Source organism: Luteimonas sp. FCS-9, assembly GCF_001014645.1.
GTDB lineage: Bacteria > Pseudomonadota > Gammaproteobacteria > Xanthomonadales > Xanthomonadaceae > Luteimonas.
Genome location: NZ_LASZ01000002.1, coordinates 241261 through 256934, shown reverse-complemented (window position 1 = coordinate 256934; position 15674 = coordinate 241261). Strand labels below are relative to the sequence as shown.

Below are 15674 nucleotides of genomic sequence, written 5' to 3'. Positions count from 1 at the left end.
GCCGGCGTCGGACAATGCCGGCTCCATCGTGCACGAGCATCGCGATGCCCACGCTGCGCCCCATCGTCCTGGCCTGTGTCGCGCTGCTGGCCGCCTGCGCCGAACCGGCACCCCCGGCGGCGGATGCGTCCGCGACGGCACCGGCACCGGCGACCGGAACGCCCGACGCGGCCGCGGACGCGGCGCCCGGGGAGACGGACCCCGCCGAGGTCGCGCCGCTGTACCGGCAACTGCGCGATTTCACCGTGGCCTGCGACAACGGCCTGGCCTGCGAGGCGATCGGCGTGAACGACGGCGCGTTCGGTCTGGTGCTGCGGCTGTCGCGCGCGCCGGGCGACGACGGCGCGCAACGGCTGCGGCTGGGATCGGCGGACGGCGCGCCCGATCCGGCGGCATTGCGGCTCGACGGCGCGGCCGTGCCCGGCCTGGCCGGGCTGCCTTGGCAGCGCGACGACGATGCCGATGCGCTGACGCTCGACGCGGCGGCGGACATCGACGCGTTCCTGGCGCTGGTCGGCGACGGCACCCGGCTGTCGGCCGGCACCGGCGAGGACGCGCCATCGCTGTCGCTGTCGGGCCTGCGCGCGGCGTTACTGCTTGTCGACGAACACCAGCAGCGGCTGGACACGCCGGGCGCGTGGGCGCGGCGCGGCGGGCGCGATCCGGCCGCCGTGCCCGGCGCGCCCGCGCTGCCGAGGCTGCACGCGGCCGCGGCGCCGCCGCCGCTGCCGCCGGAGGACACGGCGCGGCTGACCGCCGCGGTCCGTACGCAGGCGGACGCGGCGCTGCGCGAGGCCCACTGCGATGCGCCGCTCGACGGATTCGACATCCGCGAGCAGGACGCTGCGTATCCGCTCGACGCCGAACACGCCCTGGTCTTCGTCGCGTGCCTGAACGGTGCCTACCAGGCTTCGAGCCTGGCGTTCCGCGTCGCGCGCGAAGGCGGCGAGGTGGCGCGCGTCGTTCCGCCCGCGCCACCGGGGTTGGACGACGTGAGGGACGAGGACTTCGCGCTGCTGACCAACGCCGGCTACGACCCGGGCACCGCCACGCTGTCGCATTTCGCCAAGGGCCGCGGGCTTGCCGACTGCGGCGAGGCGGCGCAGTGGCGCTACGACGGAGAGGTGTTCCGGCTTGCCGACTACGCCGCGTTGCGCCGCTGCGGCGGCGCTGCGCCCGGCGATTTCCCGACGTTGTGGCGCACCGGCGCGGCGCCCTGACCGCGCTGCGCTGCGACCGGCGCGTCAGTCCTCGCCGATGTCCTCGTTCCAGACCTGCGGGTGTGCGGCGATGAAGCCGCCGAGCAGGTCGATGCAGTCCTGGCTGTGCAGGTCGATCACCTCGACGCCGTTGTCGCGCAGCCAGTCGATGCCGCCCTGGAAGGTCACCGACTCGCCGACAACGACGGTGCCGATGCCGAACTGGCGCACCAGGCCGCTGCAGTACCAGCACGGCGCGAGGGTGGTCACCATGATCGTGTCGCGGTAGCTGCGCTGGCGGCCGGCCTTGCGGAAGGCGTCGGTCTCGCCGTGCACGGACGGGTCGTCCTCCTGCACGCGGCGGTTGTGGCCGCAGCCCAGCAGCCGGCCGTCGCGGTGGTAGAGCGCCGCGCCGATCGGGATGCCGCCCTCGGCCAGCCCCTGGCGGGCTTCGGCGATGGCGGTGTCGAGCAGGGCGCGGTAGTCGGGCGTGGCGATCATGCGGCGGCCGTGGCAGGGCGGACCGTGCAGTCTGACGTGCCCGCCGGGCGCGGTCGAGCGGGTGCCGCGGCCTCGGCGAATTCTTAACATCCGCGTGTCAGAATCCGCGCTCCTCCCCACGCGCGATGCAAGAACACCTATGGAATGGCTGGCCGACCCGACGATCTGGATGGGTCTGGCGACCCTGGTGGTCCTCGAGATCATCCTGGGTATCGACAACCTGGTGTTCATCGCCATCCTCGCCGACAAACTGCCGCCCGAGCAGCGCGACAAGGCGCGGATCATCGGCCTGACGCTGGCGCTGCTGATGCGCCTGGTGCTGCTGGCGCTGCTGGCGTGGATCATGAAGCTCACCGCGCCGCTGTTCTCGGTCTGGGGCAACCCGTTCTCCGGGCGCGACCTTATCCTGCTCGTCGGCGGCCTGTTCCTGCTGTTCAAGGCGACGATGGAGCTGCACGAGCGGCTCGAGGGCCGCGAACACGAGAACGGCGGCAAGAAGGCCTATGCCGCGTTCGGCGTGGTGGTCGCGCAGATCGTCGTGCTCGACGCGGTGTTCTCGCTCGACTCGGTGATCACCGCGGTCGGTATGGTCGAGCACCTGGGCGTGATGTACGCCGCGGTGATCATCGCGATGGCGGTCATGATGCTGGCCAGCAAGCCGCTGACGCGCTTCGTGAGCCGCCACCCGACGGTCGTCGTGCTGTGCCTGGGCTTCCTGCTGATGATCGGCTTCAGCCTCGTGGCCGAGGGCCTGGGCTTCAAGATCCCGAAGGGCTACCTGTACGCGGCGATCGTGTTCTCGATCCTGATCGAGGCCTTCAACCAGTGGTCGCGCTACAACCGCGAGCGCCACGTGCGCCAGCTGCCGTTCCGCCAGCGCACCGCCGACGCGGTGGTGCGGCTGCTGGGCGCGCGGCCGGAGGCGGCCGGCGAGGGCGGCGCCAGCGAACCGGCCGAGCAGGCGCCGGCCGGCGAGCGCCTGGAGGCGGCCGAGCACGACATGATCCGCAGCGTGCTGACCCTGGCCGAGCGTCCGGTGTCGAGCGTGATGACGGTGCGCGGCGACATCGAATGGATCGATGCCACGCGCGGGCTCGAGCATGCGACCGAGCGGCTGGTGCAGTCGCCGCACACGCGCCTGCCGGTCTGCGACGGGGAGCTCGACCGCCTGCTGGGCGTGGTGCAGAGCAGCGACCTGCTGTCGAGCGTGCTGCAGGGCCGTGCGCTGAACGTCGCCGAGTTCGTCCGCGAGCCGCTGGTCGTGCCCGAGGGCACGTCGACGCTGCGCGTGCTCGAGCAGATCCGCGCCCACCCGATTCCGCTGGCGGTGGTCGTCGACGAGTACGGCAGCATCGAGGGCATCGTCACCGCGAACGATCTGCTGGCGACGATCGCCGGCGACCTCGCCGACACCCAGGACGCCGACTACGGCGCGGTGCGCGGCGAGGACGGGGCATGGCTGGTCGACGGCTCGATGTCGATGCAGGACCTGGAACTGGCGACCGGCCTGTCGCTGCCGACCAGCCCGACCTACGTGACCCTGTCCGGGCTCGTGGTCCATGCGCTCGACCGCATCCCGGTCGAGGGCGACGAGGTGGTCATCGGCGGGCATGCGCTGCGGGTCGAATCGCTGGAGCGGCGCCGGGTCGGCCGGCTGCGGATCGCGCCGGCCCCGAATGAGGGATAATCGGCCCATGAGCGACGAATCCTCCAGACCCGGCACCACCCATTTCGGCTTCCGCGACGTCCCCACCGGCGAGAAGCAGAAGCTGGTCGGCCAGGTGTTCTCCTCGGTCGCGGGCAACTACGACCTGATGAACGACCTGATGAGCCTGGGCATCCACCGGGTGTGGAAGCGCTACTTCGTCGCGACCGCGCAGGTGCGTCGCGGCGACCGCGTGCTCGACCTGGCCGGCGGCACCGGCGACATCGCCGCGCTGCTCAAGAGCCGGGTCGGCGAATCGGGCGAGCTCGTGCTCGGCGACATCAACGCCGCGATGCTGCGCACCGGGCGCGACCGCATGACCGACCGCGGGCAGGTGCGCGGCTTCGAGTACGTGCAGTGCAACGCCGAGACGCTGCCGTTCCCGGACAACAGCTTCGACCTGGTGACGATCGCCTTCGGCCTGCGCAACGTGACCGACAAGGACGCCGCGCTGCGCGAGATGCGGCGCGTGCTGCGCGTCGGCGGCCAGGCGCGCGTGCTGGAGTTCTCGCAGGTCAAGCCCGAGTGGTTCCGGCCGCTCTACGATTTCCACTCGTTCCAGGTGCTGCCGCGGCTGGGCCGGCTGTTCGCCGGCGACGCCGACAGCTACCGCTACCTGGCCGAATCGATCCGCAAGCACCCACCGCAGGACGAGCTGAGGTCGATGATGGACGCGGCCGGCTTCGTGCGCTGCCGCTACCGCAACCTGTCGGCCGGCATCGTCGCGATCCACGACGGCTTCAAGGCCTGAGCGGGGACGCCGAAGGACCCGCGGTTCAGAACAGCGCCGGCGCGACCTCGATGGTGCCGCGCCGCGATGCGAGTCGGTCGGCCAGCCGGGTCGGCTCGGGCAGCCGGTAGCCGCGCAGGCAGCGCAGCGTCCAGTCCAGCGCACCGTCGATCGAGACCCGGTGCCCGGGCGAGACGATCAGCGGATTGCAGCGCGCCCGGCTGCGCAGCGCCCAGCCGATGTGCGCGCCGCGATCGCGCAATGGCGACCGGTCGCCGGGCGCATCCCCTGGCGGCTCGAACTGCCCGGCCAGGCGCTTCTTGGCCACGCCGATGCTCGGCAGGCCGGTCGTCACACCGAAATGCGCGGCGATCCCCAGGCGTCGGGGATGCGCGATGCCTTGGCCGTCGACGAACACCAGGTCGGGCGGCTGCGACAGCCGCGCGAGCGCGTCCAGCAGCGCCGGCAGCTCGCGGAAGCTCAGCAGGCCCGGCACGTAGGGCATGCGGGTCGGCACGCGGGCGACATGGGTTTCGATCGGCTGCAGCGACTGCGCATCCAGCAGCACCGCCGCGGCGCGCGTCACCGCGCCGGCCTCCTCGAAGCCGACATCGAAGCCGGCGATCCAGCGGACGCGCGCCGGCAGGCGGTCCTCGAGCTCGACCTGCGCGGCCAGGCGCGACTGCAGGCCGCGGGCCTGCGCCGCGCTGCCGTCCCAGTCGCCGAAGGGGGATGCGTGCATCGGCGCATGCTGCCTGCGGGGCGGTCGCCGCGACGTGCACGAAGCGTCACGGACGGGGCGGGGCGAGGCCGACGGAGTAGACTGCGCTGGAGTTTTTCCGCCGCGAGACGCCCGTGATCCGAATTCCCCCGTTCCGTTTCCCGCAGCTGGCCTCCGTGCTGCTGCTGTCCCTGTCGGCTCTGGCGGTCGGCGGCTGCAAGCCCGAGGCCGGGACCGCGACGCCGCCGCCGGCCAGCGAGACGCCACCGGCCGAGCCGGCCGATCGCGACGAGCATTCCTACGCCGAGCCCGACAAGGTGGTCACCGATCACCTGGCGCTCGAGCTGGCGCTCGACTTCGATGCCCGGACCATCGCCGGCACCGCGACCTACACGCTGCAGTGGAAGGACCCGGCCGCGACCGAACTGGTCCTCGACACGCGCGCGCTGACGATCGGCAAGGTCGAGGGCGAGGCCGGCGGGCAGTGGCAGCCGCTGCAGTACGCACTGGCCGACGCGGACGCCACGCTGGGCAGCAAGCTGACGATCCAGGTGCCGGACCGCAACGCACAGGTCCGGGTGGCCTACACGACCTCGCCGGATGCGTCCGGCCTGCAGTGGCTGACGCCCGAGATGACCGCGGGCAAGAAGCTGCCCTTCATGTTCAGCCAGTCGCAGCAGATCCACGCCCGCTCGTGGGTGCCGCTGCAGGACACGCCGGCGATCCGCTACACCTACGCCGCGCACGTCACCTCGCGTCCGGACGTGATGGTGCTGATGAGCGCCGACAACGATCCCGACGCGCAGCGCGACGGCGACTACACGTTCGAGATGCCGCAGAAGATCCCGTCCTACCTGATGGCGATCGCCGCCGGCGACCTGGTGTTCGAGTCGATCTCGCCGCGCAGCGGCATCTGGGCCGAGCCGGCGACGCTCGAGCGCGCGGTGGCCGAGTTCGCCGACACCGAGAAGATGATCGCCACCACCGAGCAGCTCTACGGGCCCTACCGCTGGGAGCGCTACGACCTGCTGATCCTGCCGCCGTCGTTCCCCTACGGCGGCATGGAGAACCCGCGGCTGTCGTTCATCACCCCGACCGTCATCGTCGGCGACAAGTCGCTGGTCTCGCTGGTCGCCCACGAGCTCGCGCACAGCTGGTCGGGCAACCTGGTGACGTTCTCCAGCGCCAAGCACGGCTGGCTCAACGAGGGCTTCACCAGCTACGTGGAGAACCGCATCGTCGAATCGGTCTACGGCAAGGAGACCAGCGACATGGAGTTCGTGATCGCCCGCAACGCGCTCAAGGAGAGCATCGTCTCGATGCCCGAGCCGGTGCAGGCGCTGGCCGTGAAGCCGGGCACCGAACTCGACGCCGACGACGCGCTGAGCGCGGTGGCCTACGACAAGGGCGCCTGGTTCCTGCAGTTCCTCGAGCAGCGTTTCGGCCGCGAGCCGTTCGACGCGTTCCTGCGCGGCTACTTCGATCACTTCGCGTTCCAGAGCATCACCACCGAGCAGTTCCTCGCGTATGCGAAGGAACACCTGTTCGACAAGTACCCCGGCACGGTGACCGACGCCGAGATCCAGGAATGGGTCTACGGCCGGGGCATCCCGGCCTCGGCGCCGCAGGTGATGTCGCGCAACTTCGGCATCGTCGACTCGGCGCGGCTGGCGTGGCTGGGCAGCGCCGAGCTGCCGCCGCGCCAGATCACCGACGCCTGGTCGACGCAGGAATGGCTGCATTTCCTCGACAGCCTGCCGCAGACGCTGACCGCCGAGCAGATGGCGCAGCTCGACGGCGCCTATCACTTCACCGGCACCGGCAACGGCGAGATCGCGATGCGCTGGTATCCGCTGGCCGTGCGCAGCGGCTACGCCGAGGCCAACGAGGCGCTGGCGGAGTTCACCGCGCGCGTCGGCCGTCGCAAGCTGATCATGCCGATCTACGACGCGCTGGTGCAGACCGAGCCCGGCCTGGCGCTCGCCAAGGAGATCTTCGCCAAGGCGCGTCCGGGCTACCACCCGATCACGACCGGTTCGGTCGAGAAGGTGATCGCCGAGGCCAAGCCGGTCCCGGCCGCCGACGACGAGGCCGTGTCGCCGGCCAACTGATACGGTCCGTCCGTTCCCTGCGCGGCCGCCTTCGGGCGGCCGCGTGCGTTCGGGCCCGGCCGCGGCGACGTCGGCCGTCCATCGGGGCGCGCGACCGTTGCGACGTCGCGGCGGCCTGCTAGGCTGGTGCGGCGCGTCGCATCGGCGGCGCCCCTGCCCAGATCTCCGAGGAACGCCCCCATGCCTGCCGCCGCCCGCCCGCTCGCCGCCGCCCTGTTCGTCGCGTCCCTGGCGCTCGCCGGCTGCCAGGATCGCGAGACGCAGGCCGCCGCCCAGGCCCAGGCGCAGGCGGCCGCCGCCGAACAGCAGGCGATCGCCGGCGAACGCGACTTCGAGGCGGCCGTCGCCGCCGAGAACTGGGCGCTGGCGAAGGCGCAGGCCGACGTGCTGCTGTCGCGCCATCCCTACACCGAGGCGGCCGGCCGCGTGCGCGCGAAGTTCGACGAGGTCCGCCGCCGCGGCGACGCGGTGCGCGAGCAGGCCCGGACGGCCGCGCTGTGGAGCTACGACACCCGGCCCGCCGACGGCGGCCAGCAGGTGTCGGCGGCGATCTACGCGCGCGACCCGGTCGACGTCGACGGTCGCGGCGCCAAGCCCGTGCGGCTGATCTTCCGCGACCACCCGTCGTGGGGGCGCAGCAGCTACCTCGTGCTGGAAGCCGGCGATTTCGACTGCTATCCCAGCTGCCGCGTCGAGGTCGCCATCGACGATGCCGCGCCGCGCCGCATGGCCGCGAACCGGCCGCAGACCGACGAGGCGATCGCGATGTTCATCGACGACGAAAAGGCGCTGTGGCGGCTGCTCGACGGTGCGAAGACGGTCTCGATCGTCTTCCCGGTCGAGGCCGGCGGCACCCGCACCGTCGTGTTCGAGGTCGCGGGACTCGATCGGGCGCGGATGCCCGGCTGGGAGTGAACGCGCCAGTGCGCCCGATGGCCGGGCGCCTGCGCTGATGGACGTGGCGATCGTCGTGGTCGTCAGCGCGCTGGCCCTGGGGCTGCACGTCGTGCTGTTCGTGGTGTTCCGGCGCTGGATGGACCGCGACCTCGCGCTGTCGTTCGCCGGCGACGACCCCGCGCGGCGCGCCTACATGCTGGCCCGGCTGCAGCAGGCCCGGGCGCAGGGCATCCGCCGGCGCGCGCTGCCCGACTGGCTGGCGCGCGCGGCTGCGGACGCGCCCGGGGACGCGCCCGCACCCTGACGCGCGCCCAGTTGCAGTTGGCCTGGGCGACGGCCAGCCGCTGGGCCGCGGCGTTGCGTTCGCGTGAGATGGTCCGCTGCTGGGCATCCTGTTGCGCGCGCAGCCCGGAGCGGTCGGCCGGGTCGCCGGCGTCGGCACCGATCGCCGCGCGCCGGGTCTGCGTCGCCGCCAGGCGCCGCTGCGCGGTGGACACGCGCTGGTCGGATGCGGGCTGGACCGCGCCCTGGGCGGTCTGCAGGCAGCGCTCGCGCGTCGACAGCGCCGGGGTCGGCGAGACCGGCCGGGTCACGTCGTTCGACAGCTGCGGGGTGGGCTGCACGCGGCGCAGCGTCGCGTTCGGCGGCGGGGCCGCGGGCGCACGCAGCTGCTGCGGCGGGGGCGCGGGTTGCGCGGGGCGCGAGATCGCCGCGGGCGGGGGATCGGCGGGGTTGCGCAACTGCTGCGCGGTGACGGGGGTGGCGAGGACCGCGCAGGCGAGGGCGGCGGTCAACAGGGGAAGGGGACGCATGGCGGCTCCGGAACGGGCGCAGGGAGGTCCTCCCTACATGGCCCCGCGACGTCGCGGCGTCAACGCGGCGGGTGTCGCGGGTGATCCGGGGTTCATCGGCCCGCTGGCTCCAGGTGCGGCCGGCACGGCGGTACTCCGGCGACCGGTGCCGGCGGCGGGGCCGCCACTTCGGCCGGGATCGCGACCTCATCGTCGGCAAGCATGCGTGCTGCGCGCCAGCCGCCCCAGCGGTAGTAGCCGATCGCCAGCACCATCGCGACCAGCGCGCTGGCAGGAAAACTCCACCAGATCGCGTCGGCACCGAGCGTGGGCTGCAGCCAGGTCGCGAACGGCACGCGCACGCCCCACAGCGTGGCGCCCAGGATCAGCAGTGGCGGCAGCACCGCGCCGGTCGAGCGCACCACGCCGAACAGCACGAACGTCACGCCGAAGAACAGGAACGACCAGATCGCGATGTGGTTGAGGTGGCGCGCGGTGTCGAGCACGGCGCTGCCCTCGGGCAGGAACAGCGCCAGCGCATGGCGGTCGAGGCCGATCAGCACCGCGATCAGCACGCCGGTCATCAGGAAGTTGATCCCCACGCCGGTCTTCGCCACCTGGCCCACGCGGTCCCAGTGGCCGGCGCCGACGTTCTGGGCGGCCATCGTCGAACAGGCTGCGCCGATCGCCATCGCCGGCATCTGCACGTAGGTCCACAGCTGCAGCGCGGCGCCGTAGGCGGCGGTGGTCTCGATGCCGTGCGCGTTGACCATCGCGATCATCGCGATCATCGCCGCCGACAGCATCACCATCTGCAGGCCCATCGGCAGGCCCTTGGCGAGCAGCGCGCGGACGATGGTCCAGTCGGGCCGGTACAGCGCACGCTCGTGGCGGCCGATCCACAGCCGGTGACGACGATGCCGCAGCCAGGCCAGCATCGCGGCCAGCCCCAGCGCGTTGGCGATCAGGTTCGCGGCCGCCGCGCCGGCCATGCCCATCTCCGGCAGCGGGCCGACCCCGAACAGCAGCAGCGGCACCAGCACGATGTCCAGTGCGACGACCAGCAGCAGGAACAGGAACGGCGTGCGCGAATCGCCGGCGCCGCGCAGGATCGCCGACAGGAACGCGAGCGCATACAGGAACGGCACCGCCAGGAAGATGATCCGCAGGTACGCCTCGGCGTGCGGCAGCGCCGAGGCCGGCGTGCCCATCCATTCGAGCACCGGGCCCGAGAGCGGCAGGCCGGCGATGGCGACGAGCACCGAGGCGCTCAGGAAGAACGTCGCGCTGGTCCCGATCGCGCGCTTGGCCGCCGGCAGATCGTCCCGGCCGACCGCCTGCGCCACGAGGATCGTCGCCGCCATGCCGACCCCGAACACCGCGCCGAGCAGGAAGAACAGGATGTTGTTGGCGTTGGCGATCGCCGCGATCGCGTCCTCGCCGAGGAACCGGCCGATCCAGATCGCGTTGACCGAGCCATTGAGCGACTGCAGTGCGTTGCCGCCGAGGATCGGCAGGGCAAAGGCGAACAGCGTGGCGGAAATGGGGCCGCGGGTCAGGTCGCGGGGCGGGGTGGGAGAGGCGGTGGCGCGGGGCATCCGCGTATTCAAGCGTGTATCGGATCGTGATTCGGTGATGAACAGGCTGAGAAAGCAACGTCCATTGGCGGGAAGTCTGCCCGACATCGATCAATCCAGGCCGACAGCCCGGTCAGGTTTGCGGGCCATCACCGAACAGTTCGCCCGTACTTGGGAATGAATGCGGCGATCGTCGCGCTATGGCGGGCTCTAGGGTGTTCCCCAGCATGTGCAAGCCGATCCGCCTCCATAAGATTTCCCAACCCTCGCCCTGGAGTGACTCGGATGACGAATGTCGATTCTGCAGTCAACATTGCCAAGGACCGTCTGGAGCAAGGCATCTTTGATTGGGATGTCACGAAAGGCGATCTCGACGACATCACCGCTGCGGTCGTCGATCTGACGCCGCGGGAGCGCAACGAGTTCATCAGCCGGCTCAGCGACGACGACATCAAGAACTGGACGCAGGAAATCGATGGGCTGAACGGCTCGTTGAGCGCAAACGAGCGCGCTGACCTGTTCAACGCGTTGGCCGAAGGCATGGACGCCACGCAGATGACGCGTTTCGTCCAGGCCTTCGACGGCAGCTCGAGCGGGCGCGTCGCACTTGCCGATGCCGTCGCGACCCACGGGAGCATCGAGGCCAAGACCGGTTTAATCGAAGCGACCCGGAGCAGCATCAACAGCGAGTACAGCGCGACGCAAGGGACATGGGGCAACGCCGAGACCGCTGCGATCGGCAATATTCTCGCTAGCCTGGAAGGCGATCCGGCCGCATTCGAGCAGGCGGTAGGATCGCTCAGCCCCGACCAGTTGCAGGACGTCATGTCCGTTGCGATGGGACGTCGGTACATCGCTGACTTCTCCGGCATGACCGCGGGAACCACGAGCTACGATCCAGCCACGCTCACGGGCATCTTGGGCGCAGCGGAAGGGACAGACTTGGCGACGCGCACTGCGATCTTCGAAGCCGCGATGCCTCAGCTCGCGACGATGCAGGGCGACAACGCAGGGCTGCTGGGGGCGGCCTCCTTCGTCGACGACGTGGCCCAGGCGATGGGGCAGGTGATGTCCCGCGAAGAAGCCGCGGCGGCCGGTCTGGTCAACACGCCCGAAGCGCCCCCGGCGATGTCGATCGACGACAACATCGCCGAGGCCCAGACGCATGGGTTCCCGCAGGATCTCCCCTGGTTCTACGAGCAGGTCAAAGGCCGCGCTGAGTGGGACTACAAGCAGCAGGGCGCGCAGTACGAGAACTTCGGCAACTTCCACTATGGCGTAGTGGCGGCCGCGATGGGCATTCCTGAGGACGTGGCGCTGCGTGCCGCTGGCTACGCGCAGACACAGGCGGACACGTCGAGGGACGAGTGGGGCAATCCCTACGACCTTGGCGGCTCGTATGGCGACGACCCCGCCGATCAGCAGCAGATCAAGGATGGCTACGACTACTACAATGCGGGCCTGCATCGGGTTTGGCCCGATTGACCTCGACTGCGCCGATATGACATGCAGGGCATATGGACCTCAGACGATCGATGGTGCGTGCGACCCACGTGATTGCGCTGCTGGCCGCCCTGGTAGCTTGCGCACCGGTATCGGGCGGCGCTGAAGTGGAGGTCTCCAGACTGACCTCGCCCGACGGCGCGATCGATGCGGTGCTGACGGAAGGCAACCCCGGTGCGAGCGCGTCGTTCGTCTACCGGGTCCATGTCGTGCCGAAGGGGGAAACTCCGAGCCAAGCGGCCTACGCTGCGCAACTGTATGGCGCGACCCGCAGCCCCAGTGCGTACGGAGCCGACCTGCATTGGCGCGCGCCAGGCGTGCTGGATGTCCGTTACTTGCAGGCGCGGTCGATCGACATCCCTGCCCATGTAGTCGAGGTGAATGGTCGCAAGGTGTCGATCGCCCTCCAGGAGGGCGTCGAGAATCCGGAAGCGCCTGCGGGAGGGATGGCGCCGCGGGATTGACGGTCCGAGCCGCCCGAGGCGGAACGACCCGGGCGCGTACCTGGAGCCGTCGGTTCGCCCGTTCGCCGTGTGGTGCGAGACGCAAGACCGGAGTCTTCGTCAGGCGCGCCTTCCAAGGACGGTTGATACGTCTGCCAATCCGGCGCGCCCATCATTCGAGCACCGGGCCTTCGGCCGGGCGAGGACCAGCAGCGTGGATGCGATCGGGCCGCGGGTCAGGTCGCCGGGCAGAGCGGAGGTGGTCGGGAGACGGCGGGGCATCCGCGCGTTCAAGCGGGCGCCGGATCGCGGGGAAGTGCGGGTCGGGGCGGCGCCCGGCGCCGGGCTGCCCGTGAGCCGGCATGCGCTGCGCCGGTCACGGGATTTCATCCGCGCTCGCGTGTCCTTGGCCCATGGTGGATGCCGTCGACCGCCGCCGGTTCACTCACCTCAAGGAGACCCCATGTCCGCCCCTCGGATCGCCGTTCTCGTCGGTAGCCTGCGCAAGGCCTCGATCAACCGCCGCCTGGCCCACGCCCTGGAGCGCCTCGCGGCCGACCGCGCGACGTTCGTGCACGTGGAAATTGGTGACCTGCCGCTCTACAACCAGGACGACGACGACGCCCCCACGGCGCAGGTGGTGCGCCTGCGCGATACGGTGCGGGACAGTGACGCAGTGCTGTTCGTCACGCCCGAGTACAACCGCTCGGTGCCCGGCGTGCTGAAGAATGCGATCGACCACGGCTCGCGGCCCTATGGTCAGAGCGTGTGGGCGGGCAAGCCGGCCGGTGTCCTCGGGGCCTCGATCGGCAGCATCGGCTCGGCGCTCGCCCAGCAGCATCTGCGCAACATCCTCGCCTACCTCGACATGCCGACCCTGGGCCAGCCCGAGGTCTTCCTGCACGTCAAAGACGGCGTCTTCGACGACGACGGCGGCTTCGGCAAGGCCAGCCGCGACTTCATGCAGGGCTGGTTGGACGCCTACCTGGCGTGGATCGCGCGGCACGGCGGGCCGTCGCGCGACTAGGCGACGCGATGCGGGCGGTGTTCGGTCGTCGCGCGGGCACCCGCCCGCCCGCCCGCGTCACGGGGTGTGCCGCGGGCGCGGCCGACTGTCCGCGCTTCGTGCCCGCCCTCAGGCGTGCTTGCTTTCCAACGAATACCCGAACTGCTGCCGGAACTGCAGCGAGAACTCCTCGTAGTCGAAGCGCTGGTTCTGGGTGCCGGGGTGCTCGACCTTCAGCGCGCCCATCAGGTTGCCGATGCGGCCGATGGTCAGCCAGTCGTAACCCTTCTCGATGCCGAACAGCAGACCGGCGCGGAAGGCGTCGCCGCAGCCGGTCGGGTCGGTCACGCGGCGCTCGTGCGCGGGCGGCACGTCGTGGGTCTGGCCCTCGGCATGGATCACCACGCCCTTGGGGCCGCGCGTGCAGATGTAGGCGCGCACCTTGCCGGCGATGACGGTCTCGTCCCAGCCGGTGCGTTCCTGCAGCAGGTTGGACTCGTAGTCGTTGACGATCACGTAGTCGGCCAGCTCGATGAATTGGCGCAGCTCGTCGCCGTTGAACAGCGGCATCGCCTGGCCCGGGTCGAACACGAACGGGGTGCCGGCCTCCGAGAACTCGCGCGCGTTCTGCAGCATGCCCTCGCGGCCGTCGGGACCGACCAGGCCGATCGTGATGCCGGGCACGTCCTTCACGTGGTTCTCGTGGCTGCGCATCATCGCGCCGGGGTGGAAGGCGGTGATCTGGTTGTTGTCGTGGTCGGTGGTGATGAACGCCTGCGGCGTGAACAGCTCCGGGATCTCGCGCACGTGGTCGAGATTGATGCCCAGCTCGGTGAACCACTCGCGGTAGGGGCCGAAGTCCTGGCCCACGGTGCCCATCGGGATCGGGTCGCCCCCCAGCAGCTTGAGGTTGTAGGCGATGTTGCCGGCGCAGCCGCCGAACTCGCGGCGCATCCGCGGGACCAGGAACGAGACGTTCAGGATGTGCACCTTGTCCGGGAGGATGTGGTTCTTGAACTGGTCCGGAAACACCATGATGGTGTCGTAGGCCAGGGAACCGCAGATCAGTGCAGGCATCGCGCGCAACTCGTCAGTCGTCGAAGGCCGGCTAGTCTACGGCACCCCGGCTGCGGCGGGCCGGGCGGCGGGCGTCCACGCGCCGGCGGCGGAGGCCCGGGCGCGGTCCGGAAGCGGGCCGGAGCGGGGTGCAGCGGACGCCGGGACGGCGCGTCCGAAAGCGCAATACGGGTCGTCCCGGGGCCGCGGGGCGGCGGCTTTTTTGCTAGGCTAGCGCGCTTGTGTCGCCCCCTCTGACGGACGCCTTTTCCCGATGTTCAAGAAGTTCCGCGGCCTGTTCTCCAACGATCTGTCCATCGACCTGGGCACCGCCAATACCCTGATCTTCGTCCGTGGCCAGGGCATCGTGCTCAACGAGCCGTCGGTCGTCGCCGTCCGCCAGGACCGCACCGCCGGCCAGAAGGTCGTCGCGGCGGTCGGCGCCGAGGCCAAGCAGATGCTCGGCCGCACGCCGGGCAACATCACCACGCATCGCCCGATGAAGGACGGCGTCATCGCCGACTTCACCTACACCGAAGAGATGCTCAAGCACTTCATCAAGAAGGTGCACAAGTCGCGCTTCCTGCGCCCGAGCCCGCGCGTGCTGATCTGCGTGCCGGCCGGGTCGACCCAGGTCGAGAAGCGGGCGATCAAGGACTCGGCGCTCGAGGCCGGCGCCCGCGAGGTGTCGCTGATCGAGGAGCCGATGGCCGCGGCGATCGGCGCCGGCATGCCGGTGACCGAGGCGCGCGGCTCGATGGTCGTCGACGTCGGCGGCGGCACCACCGAGGTCGCGGTCATCGCGCTCAACGGCATCGTCTACTCGCAGTCGGCCCGCATCGGCGGCGACCGCTTCGACGAGTCGATCATCAACTACGTGCGCCGCAACCACGGCATGCTGATCGGCGACGCCACCGCCGAGCGGATCAAGCTCGAGATCGGCTGCGCCTACCCGCAGGAGCCGGTGGTCGAGATCGAGGTCTCGGGCCGGCACCTGGCCGAGGGCGTGCCCAAGGTCATCACGATCAGCTCCAACGAGGTGCTCGATGCGCTGCGCGAGCCGCTGTCGGGCATCGTCGAGGCGGTCAAGCAGGCGCTCGAGCAGACCCCGCCCGAGCTGTGCGCCGACGTCGCCGAGCGCGGCATCGTGCTGACCGGCGGCGGCGCGCTGCTGCGCGACCTCGACCGCCTGATCAGCGAGGCCACCGGCCTGCACGTGCAGGTCGCCGAGGATCCGCTGACCTGCGTCGCCCGCGGCGGCGGCCGGGCGCTGGAGCTGCTCGACCTGCACGGCAACGAGTTCTTCGCCGCGGACTGACGGCGCGCCGCGATCGGTCATTCGTGATCCGCGGGGCGCGGCGCCGGTGCGGCACCCGGCGCCCCGGATGGCCGGGGCACCCGTCCGTGCGTCCGGCCACCGGTCGTTTCCCATCA

Annotated in this window: 14 protein-coding genes; 10 read left to right on the top strand and 4 right to left on the bottom strand. The window is 70.9% G+C overall.

Annotated features, from left to right (window positions below; translation table 11 throughout):
* The first annotated feature begins 44 nt into the window (after positions 1–44).
* Complete coding sequence (locus WQ56_RS02780; RefSeq protein WP_047135535.1) at positions 45–1220, top strand: DUF1176 domain-containing protein; 1176 nt, start codon at positions 45–47, stop codon at positions 1218–1220.
* Between the two features lie 24 nt (positions 1221–1244).
* Here the strand turns inward: WQ56_RS02780 and WQ56_RS02775 are convergent, their stop codons facing one another.
* Complete coding sequence (locus WQ56_RS02775; RefSeq protein WP_047135534.1) at positions 1245–1700, bottom strand: nucleoside deaminase; 456 nt, start codon at positions 1698–1700, stop codon at positions 1245–1247.
* Between the two features lie 139 nt (positions 1701–1839).
* Here WQ56_RS02775 and WQ56_RS02770 point away from each other — a divergent pair, with 139 nt between their 5' ends.
* Positions 1840–3387, top strand: a complete 1548-nt coding sequence (locus WQ56_RS02770) for a TerC family protein (protein WP_047135533.1) — start codon at positions 1840–1842, stop codon at positions 3385–3387.
* 7 nt (positions 3388–3394) lie between these two features.
* A complete protein-coding gene (ubiE, locus tag WQ56_RS02765; protein WP_047135532.1) occupies positions 3395–4156 on the top strand; it encodes a bifunctional demethylmenaquinone methyltransferase/2-methoxy-6-polyprenyl-1,4-benzoquinol methylase UbiE in 762 nt (253 codons plus the stop codon).
* Between the two features lie 25 nt (positions 4157–4181).
* On the opposite strand, the gene nfi is transcribed toward ubiE, so the two are convergent.
* On the bottom strand, positions 4182–4877 hold the full coding sequence (gene nfi, locus WQ56_RS02760) for a deoxyribonuclease V (protein ID WP_047135531.1): 696 nt from the start codon (positions 4875–4877) through the stop codon (positions 4182–4184).
* A 113-nt stretch (positions 4878–4990) separates the two neighbouring features.
* On the opposite strand from nfi, the gene WQ56_RS02755 reads away from it, so the two are divergent.
* From WQ56_RS02755 to WQ56_RS02745, 3 genes are all read left to right on the top strand, one after another.
* Entirely contained in the window at positions 4991–6967 is a 1977-nt protein-coding gene (locus tag WQ56_RS02755) for a M1 family metallopeptidase (protein WP_047135530.1), read from the top strand.
* Positions 6968–7147: 180 nt separating this feature from the next.
* Positions 7148–7882: a hypothetical protein gene (locus tag WQ56_RS02750; RefSeq protein WP_047135529.1), complete on the top strand. Its 735-nt coding sequence runs from the start codon at positions 7148–7150 to the stop codon at positions 7880–7882.
* 37 nt (positions 7883–7919) lie between these two features.
* Positions 7920–8168 (top strand): hypothetical protein, encoded by a 249-nt coding sequence (locus WQ56_RS02745; RefSeq protein WP_047135528.1) that lies wholly within the window; start codon positions 7920–7922, stop codon positions 8166–8168.
* 600 nt (positions 8169–8768) lie between these two features.
* Here WQ56_RS02745 and WQ56_RS02740 read toward each other — a convergent pair.
* Positions 8769–10253 (bottom strand): MATE family efflux transporter, encoded by a 1485-nt coding sequence (locus WQ56_RS02740; protein WP_047135527.1) that lies wholly within the window; start codon positions 10251–10253, stop codon positions 8769–8771.
* 264 nt (positions 10254–10517) lie between these two features.
* On the opposite strand from WQ56_RS02740, the gene WQ56_RS18980 reads away from it, so the two are divergent.
* The 3 genes from WQ56_RS18980 to WQ56_RS02725 all read left to right on the top strand — a co-directional run bounded on the left by WQ56_RS18980 (position 10518) and on the right by WQ56_RS02725 (position 13205).
* A complete protein-coding gene (locus WQ56_RS18980; RefSeq protein ID WP_197076410.1) occupies positions 10518–11717 on the top strand; it encodes a polymorphic toxin type 44 domain-containing protein in 1200 nt (399 codons plus the stop codon).
* A gap of 53 nt (positions 11718–11770) precedes the next feature.
* The gene (locus WQ56_RS02730; RefSeq protein ID WP_197076409.1) at positions 11771–12199 is read left to right on the top strand and encodes a hypothetical protein; all 429 of its coding nucleotides are present in this window, start codon (positions 11771–11773) and stop codon (positions 12197–12199) included.
* A gap of 442 nt (positions 12200–12641) precedes the next feature.
* Entirely contained in the window at positions 12642–13205 is a 564-nt protein-coding gene (locus tag WQ56_RS02725) for an NAD(P)H-dependent oxidoreductase (RefSeq protein WP_047135525.1), read from the top strand.
* Between the two features lie 108 nt (positions 13206–13313).
* Here WQ56_RS02725 and WQ56_RS02720 read toward each other — a convergent pair whose 3' ends face one another.
* Entirely contained in the window at positions 13314–14261 is a 948-nt protein-coding gene (locus WQ56_RS02720; RefSeq protein ID WP_047135524.1) for a carbohydrate kinase family protein, read from the bottom strand.
* Positions 14262–14514: 253 nt separating this feature from the next.
* Here WQ56_RS02720 and WQ56_RS02715 point away from each other — a divergent pair, with 253 nt between their 5' ends.
* Positions 14515–15558, top strand: coding sequence for a rod shape-determining protein (locus WQ56_RS02715; protein WP_047135523.1), 1044 nt, complete (start codon positions 14515–14517; stop codon positions 15556–15558).
* Positions 15559–15674: the final 116 nt, after the last annotated feature.

What these genes read in the sequence shown, in the direction of transcription:
- WQ56_RS18980 (WP_197076410.1), top strand. Translation starts at nt 10,518, where the DNA reads ATGACGAATGTCGATTCTGCAGTCAACATTGCCAAGGACCGTCTGGAG.
- WQ56_RS02750 (WP_047135529.1), top strand. Translation starts at nt 7,148, where the DNA reads ATGCCTGCCGCCGCCCGCCCGCTCGCCGCCGCCCTGTTCGTCGCGTCC.
- WQ56_RS02775 (WP_047135534.1), bottom strand. Translation starts at nt 1,700, where the DNA reads ATGATCGCCACGCCCGACTACCGCGCCCTGCTCGACACCGCCATCGCC.
- WQ56_RS02715 (WP_047135523.1), top strand. Translation starts at nt 14,515, where the DNA reads ATGTTCAAGAAGTTCCGCGGCCTGTTCTCCAACGATCTGTCCATCGAC.
- WQ56_RS02780 (WP_047135535.1), top strand. Translation starts at nt 45, where the DNA reads ATGCCCACGCTGCGCCCCATCGTCCTGGCCTGTGTCGCGCTGCTGGCC.
- WQ56_RS02770 (WP_047135533.1), top strand. Translation starts at nt 1,840, where the DNA reads ATGGAATGGCTGGCCGACCCGACGATCTGGATGGGTCTGGCGACCCTG.
- WQ56_RS02740 (WP_047135527.1), bottom strand. Translation starts at nt 10,253, where the DNA reads ATGCCCCGCGCCACCGCCTCTCCCACCCCGCCCCGCGACCTGACCCGC.
- WQ56_RS02745 (WP_047135528.1), top strand. Translation starts at nt 7,920, where the DNA reads ATGGACGTGGCGATCGTCGTGGTCGTCAGCGCGCTGGCCCTGGGGCTG.
- WQ56_RS02725 (WP_047135525.1), top strand. Translation starts at nt 12,642, where the DNA reads ATGTCCGCCCCTCGGATCGCCGTTCTCGTCGGTAGCCTGCGCAAGGCC.
- WQ56_RS02720 (WP_047135524.1), bottom strand. Translation starts at nt 14,261, where the DNA reads ATGCCTGCACTGATCTGCGGTTCCCTGGCCTACGACACCATCATGGTG.
- ubiE (WP_047135532.1), top strand. Translation starts at nt 3,395, where the DNA reads ATGAGCGACGAATCCTCCAGACCCGGCACCACCCATTTCGGCTTCCGC.
- nfi (WP_047135531.1), bottom strand. Translation starts at nt 4,877, where the DNA reads ATGCACGCATCCCCCTTCGGCGACTGGGACGGCAGCGCGGCGCAGGCC.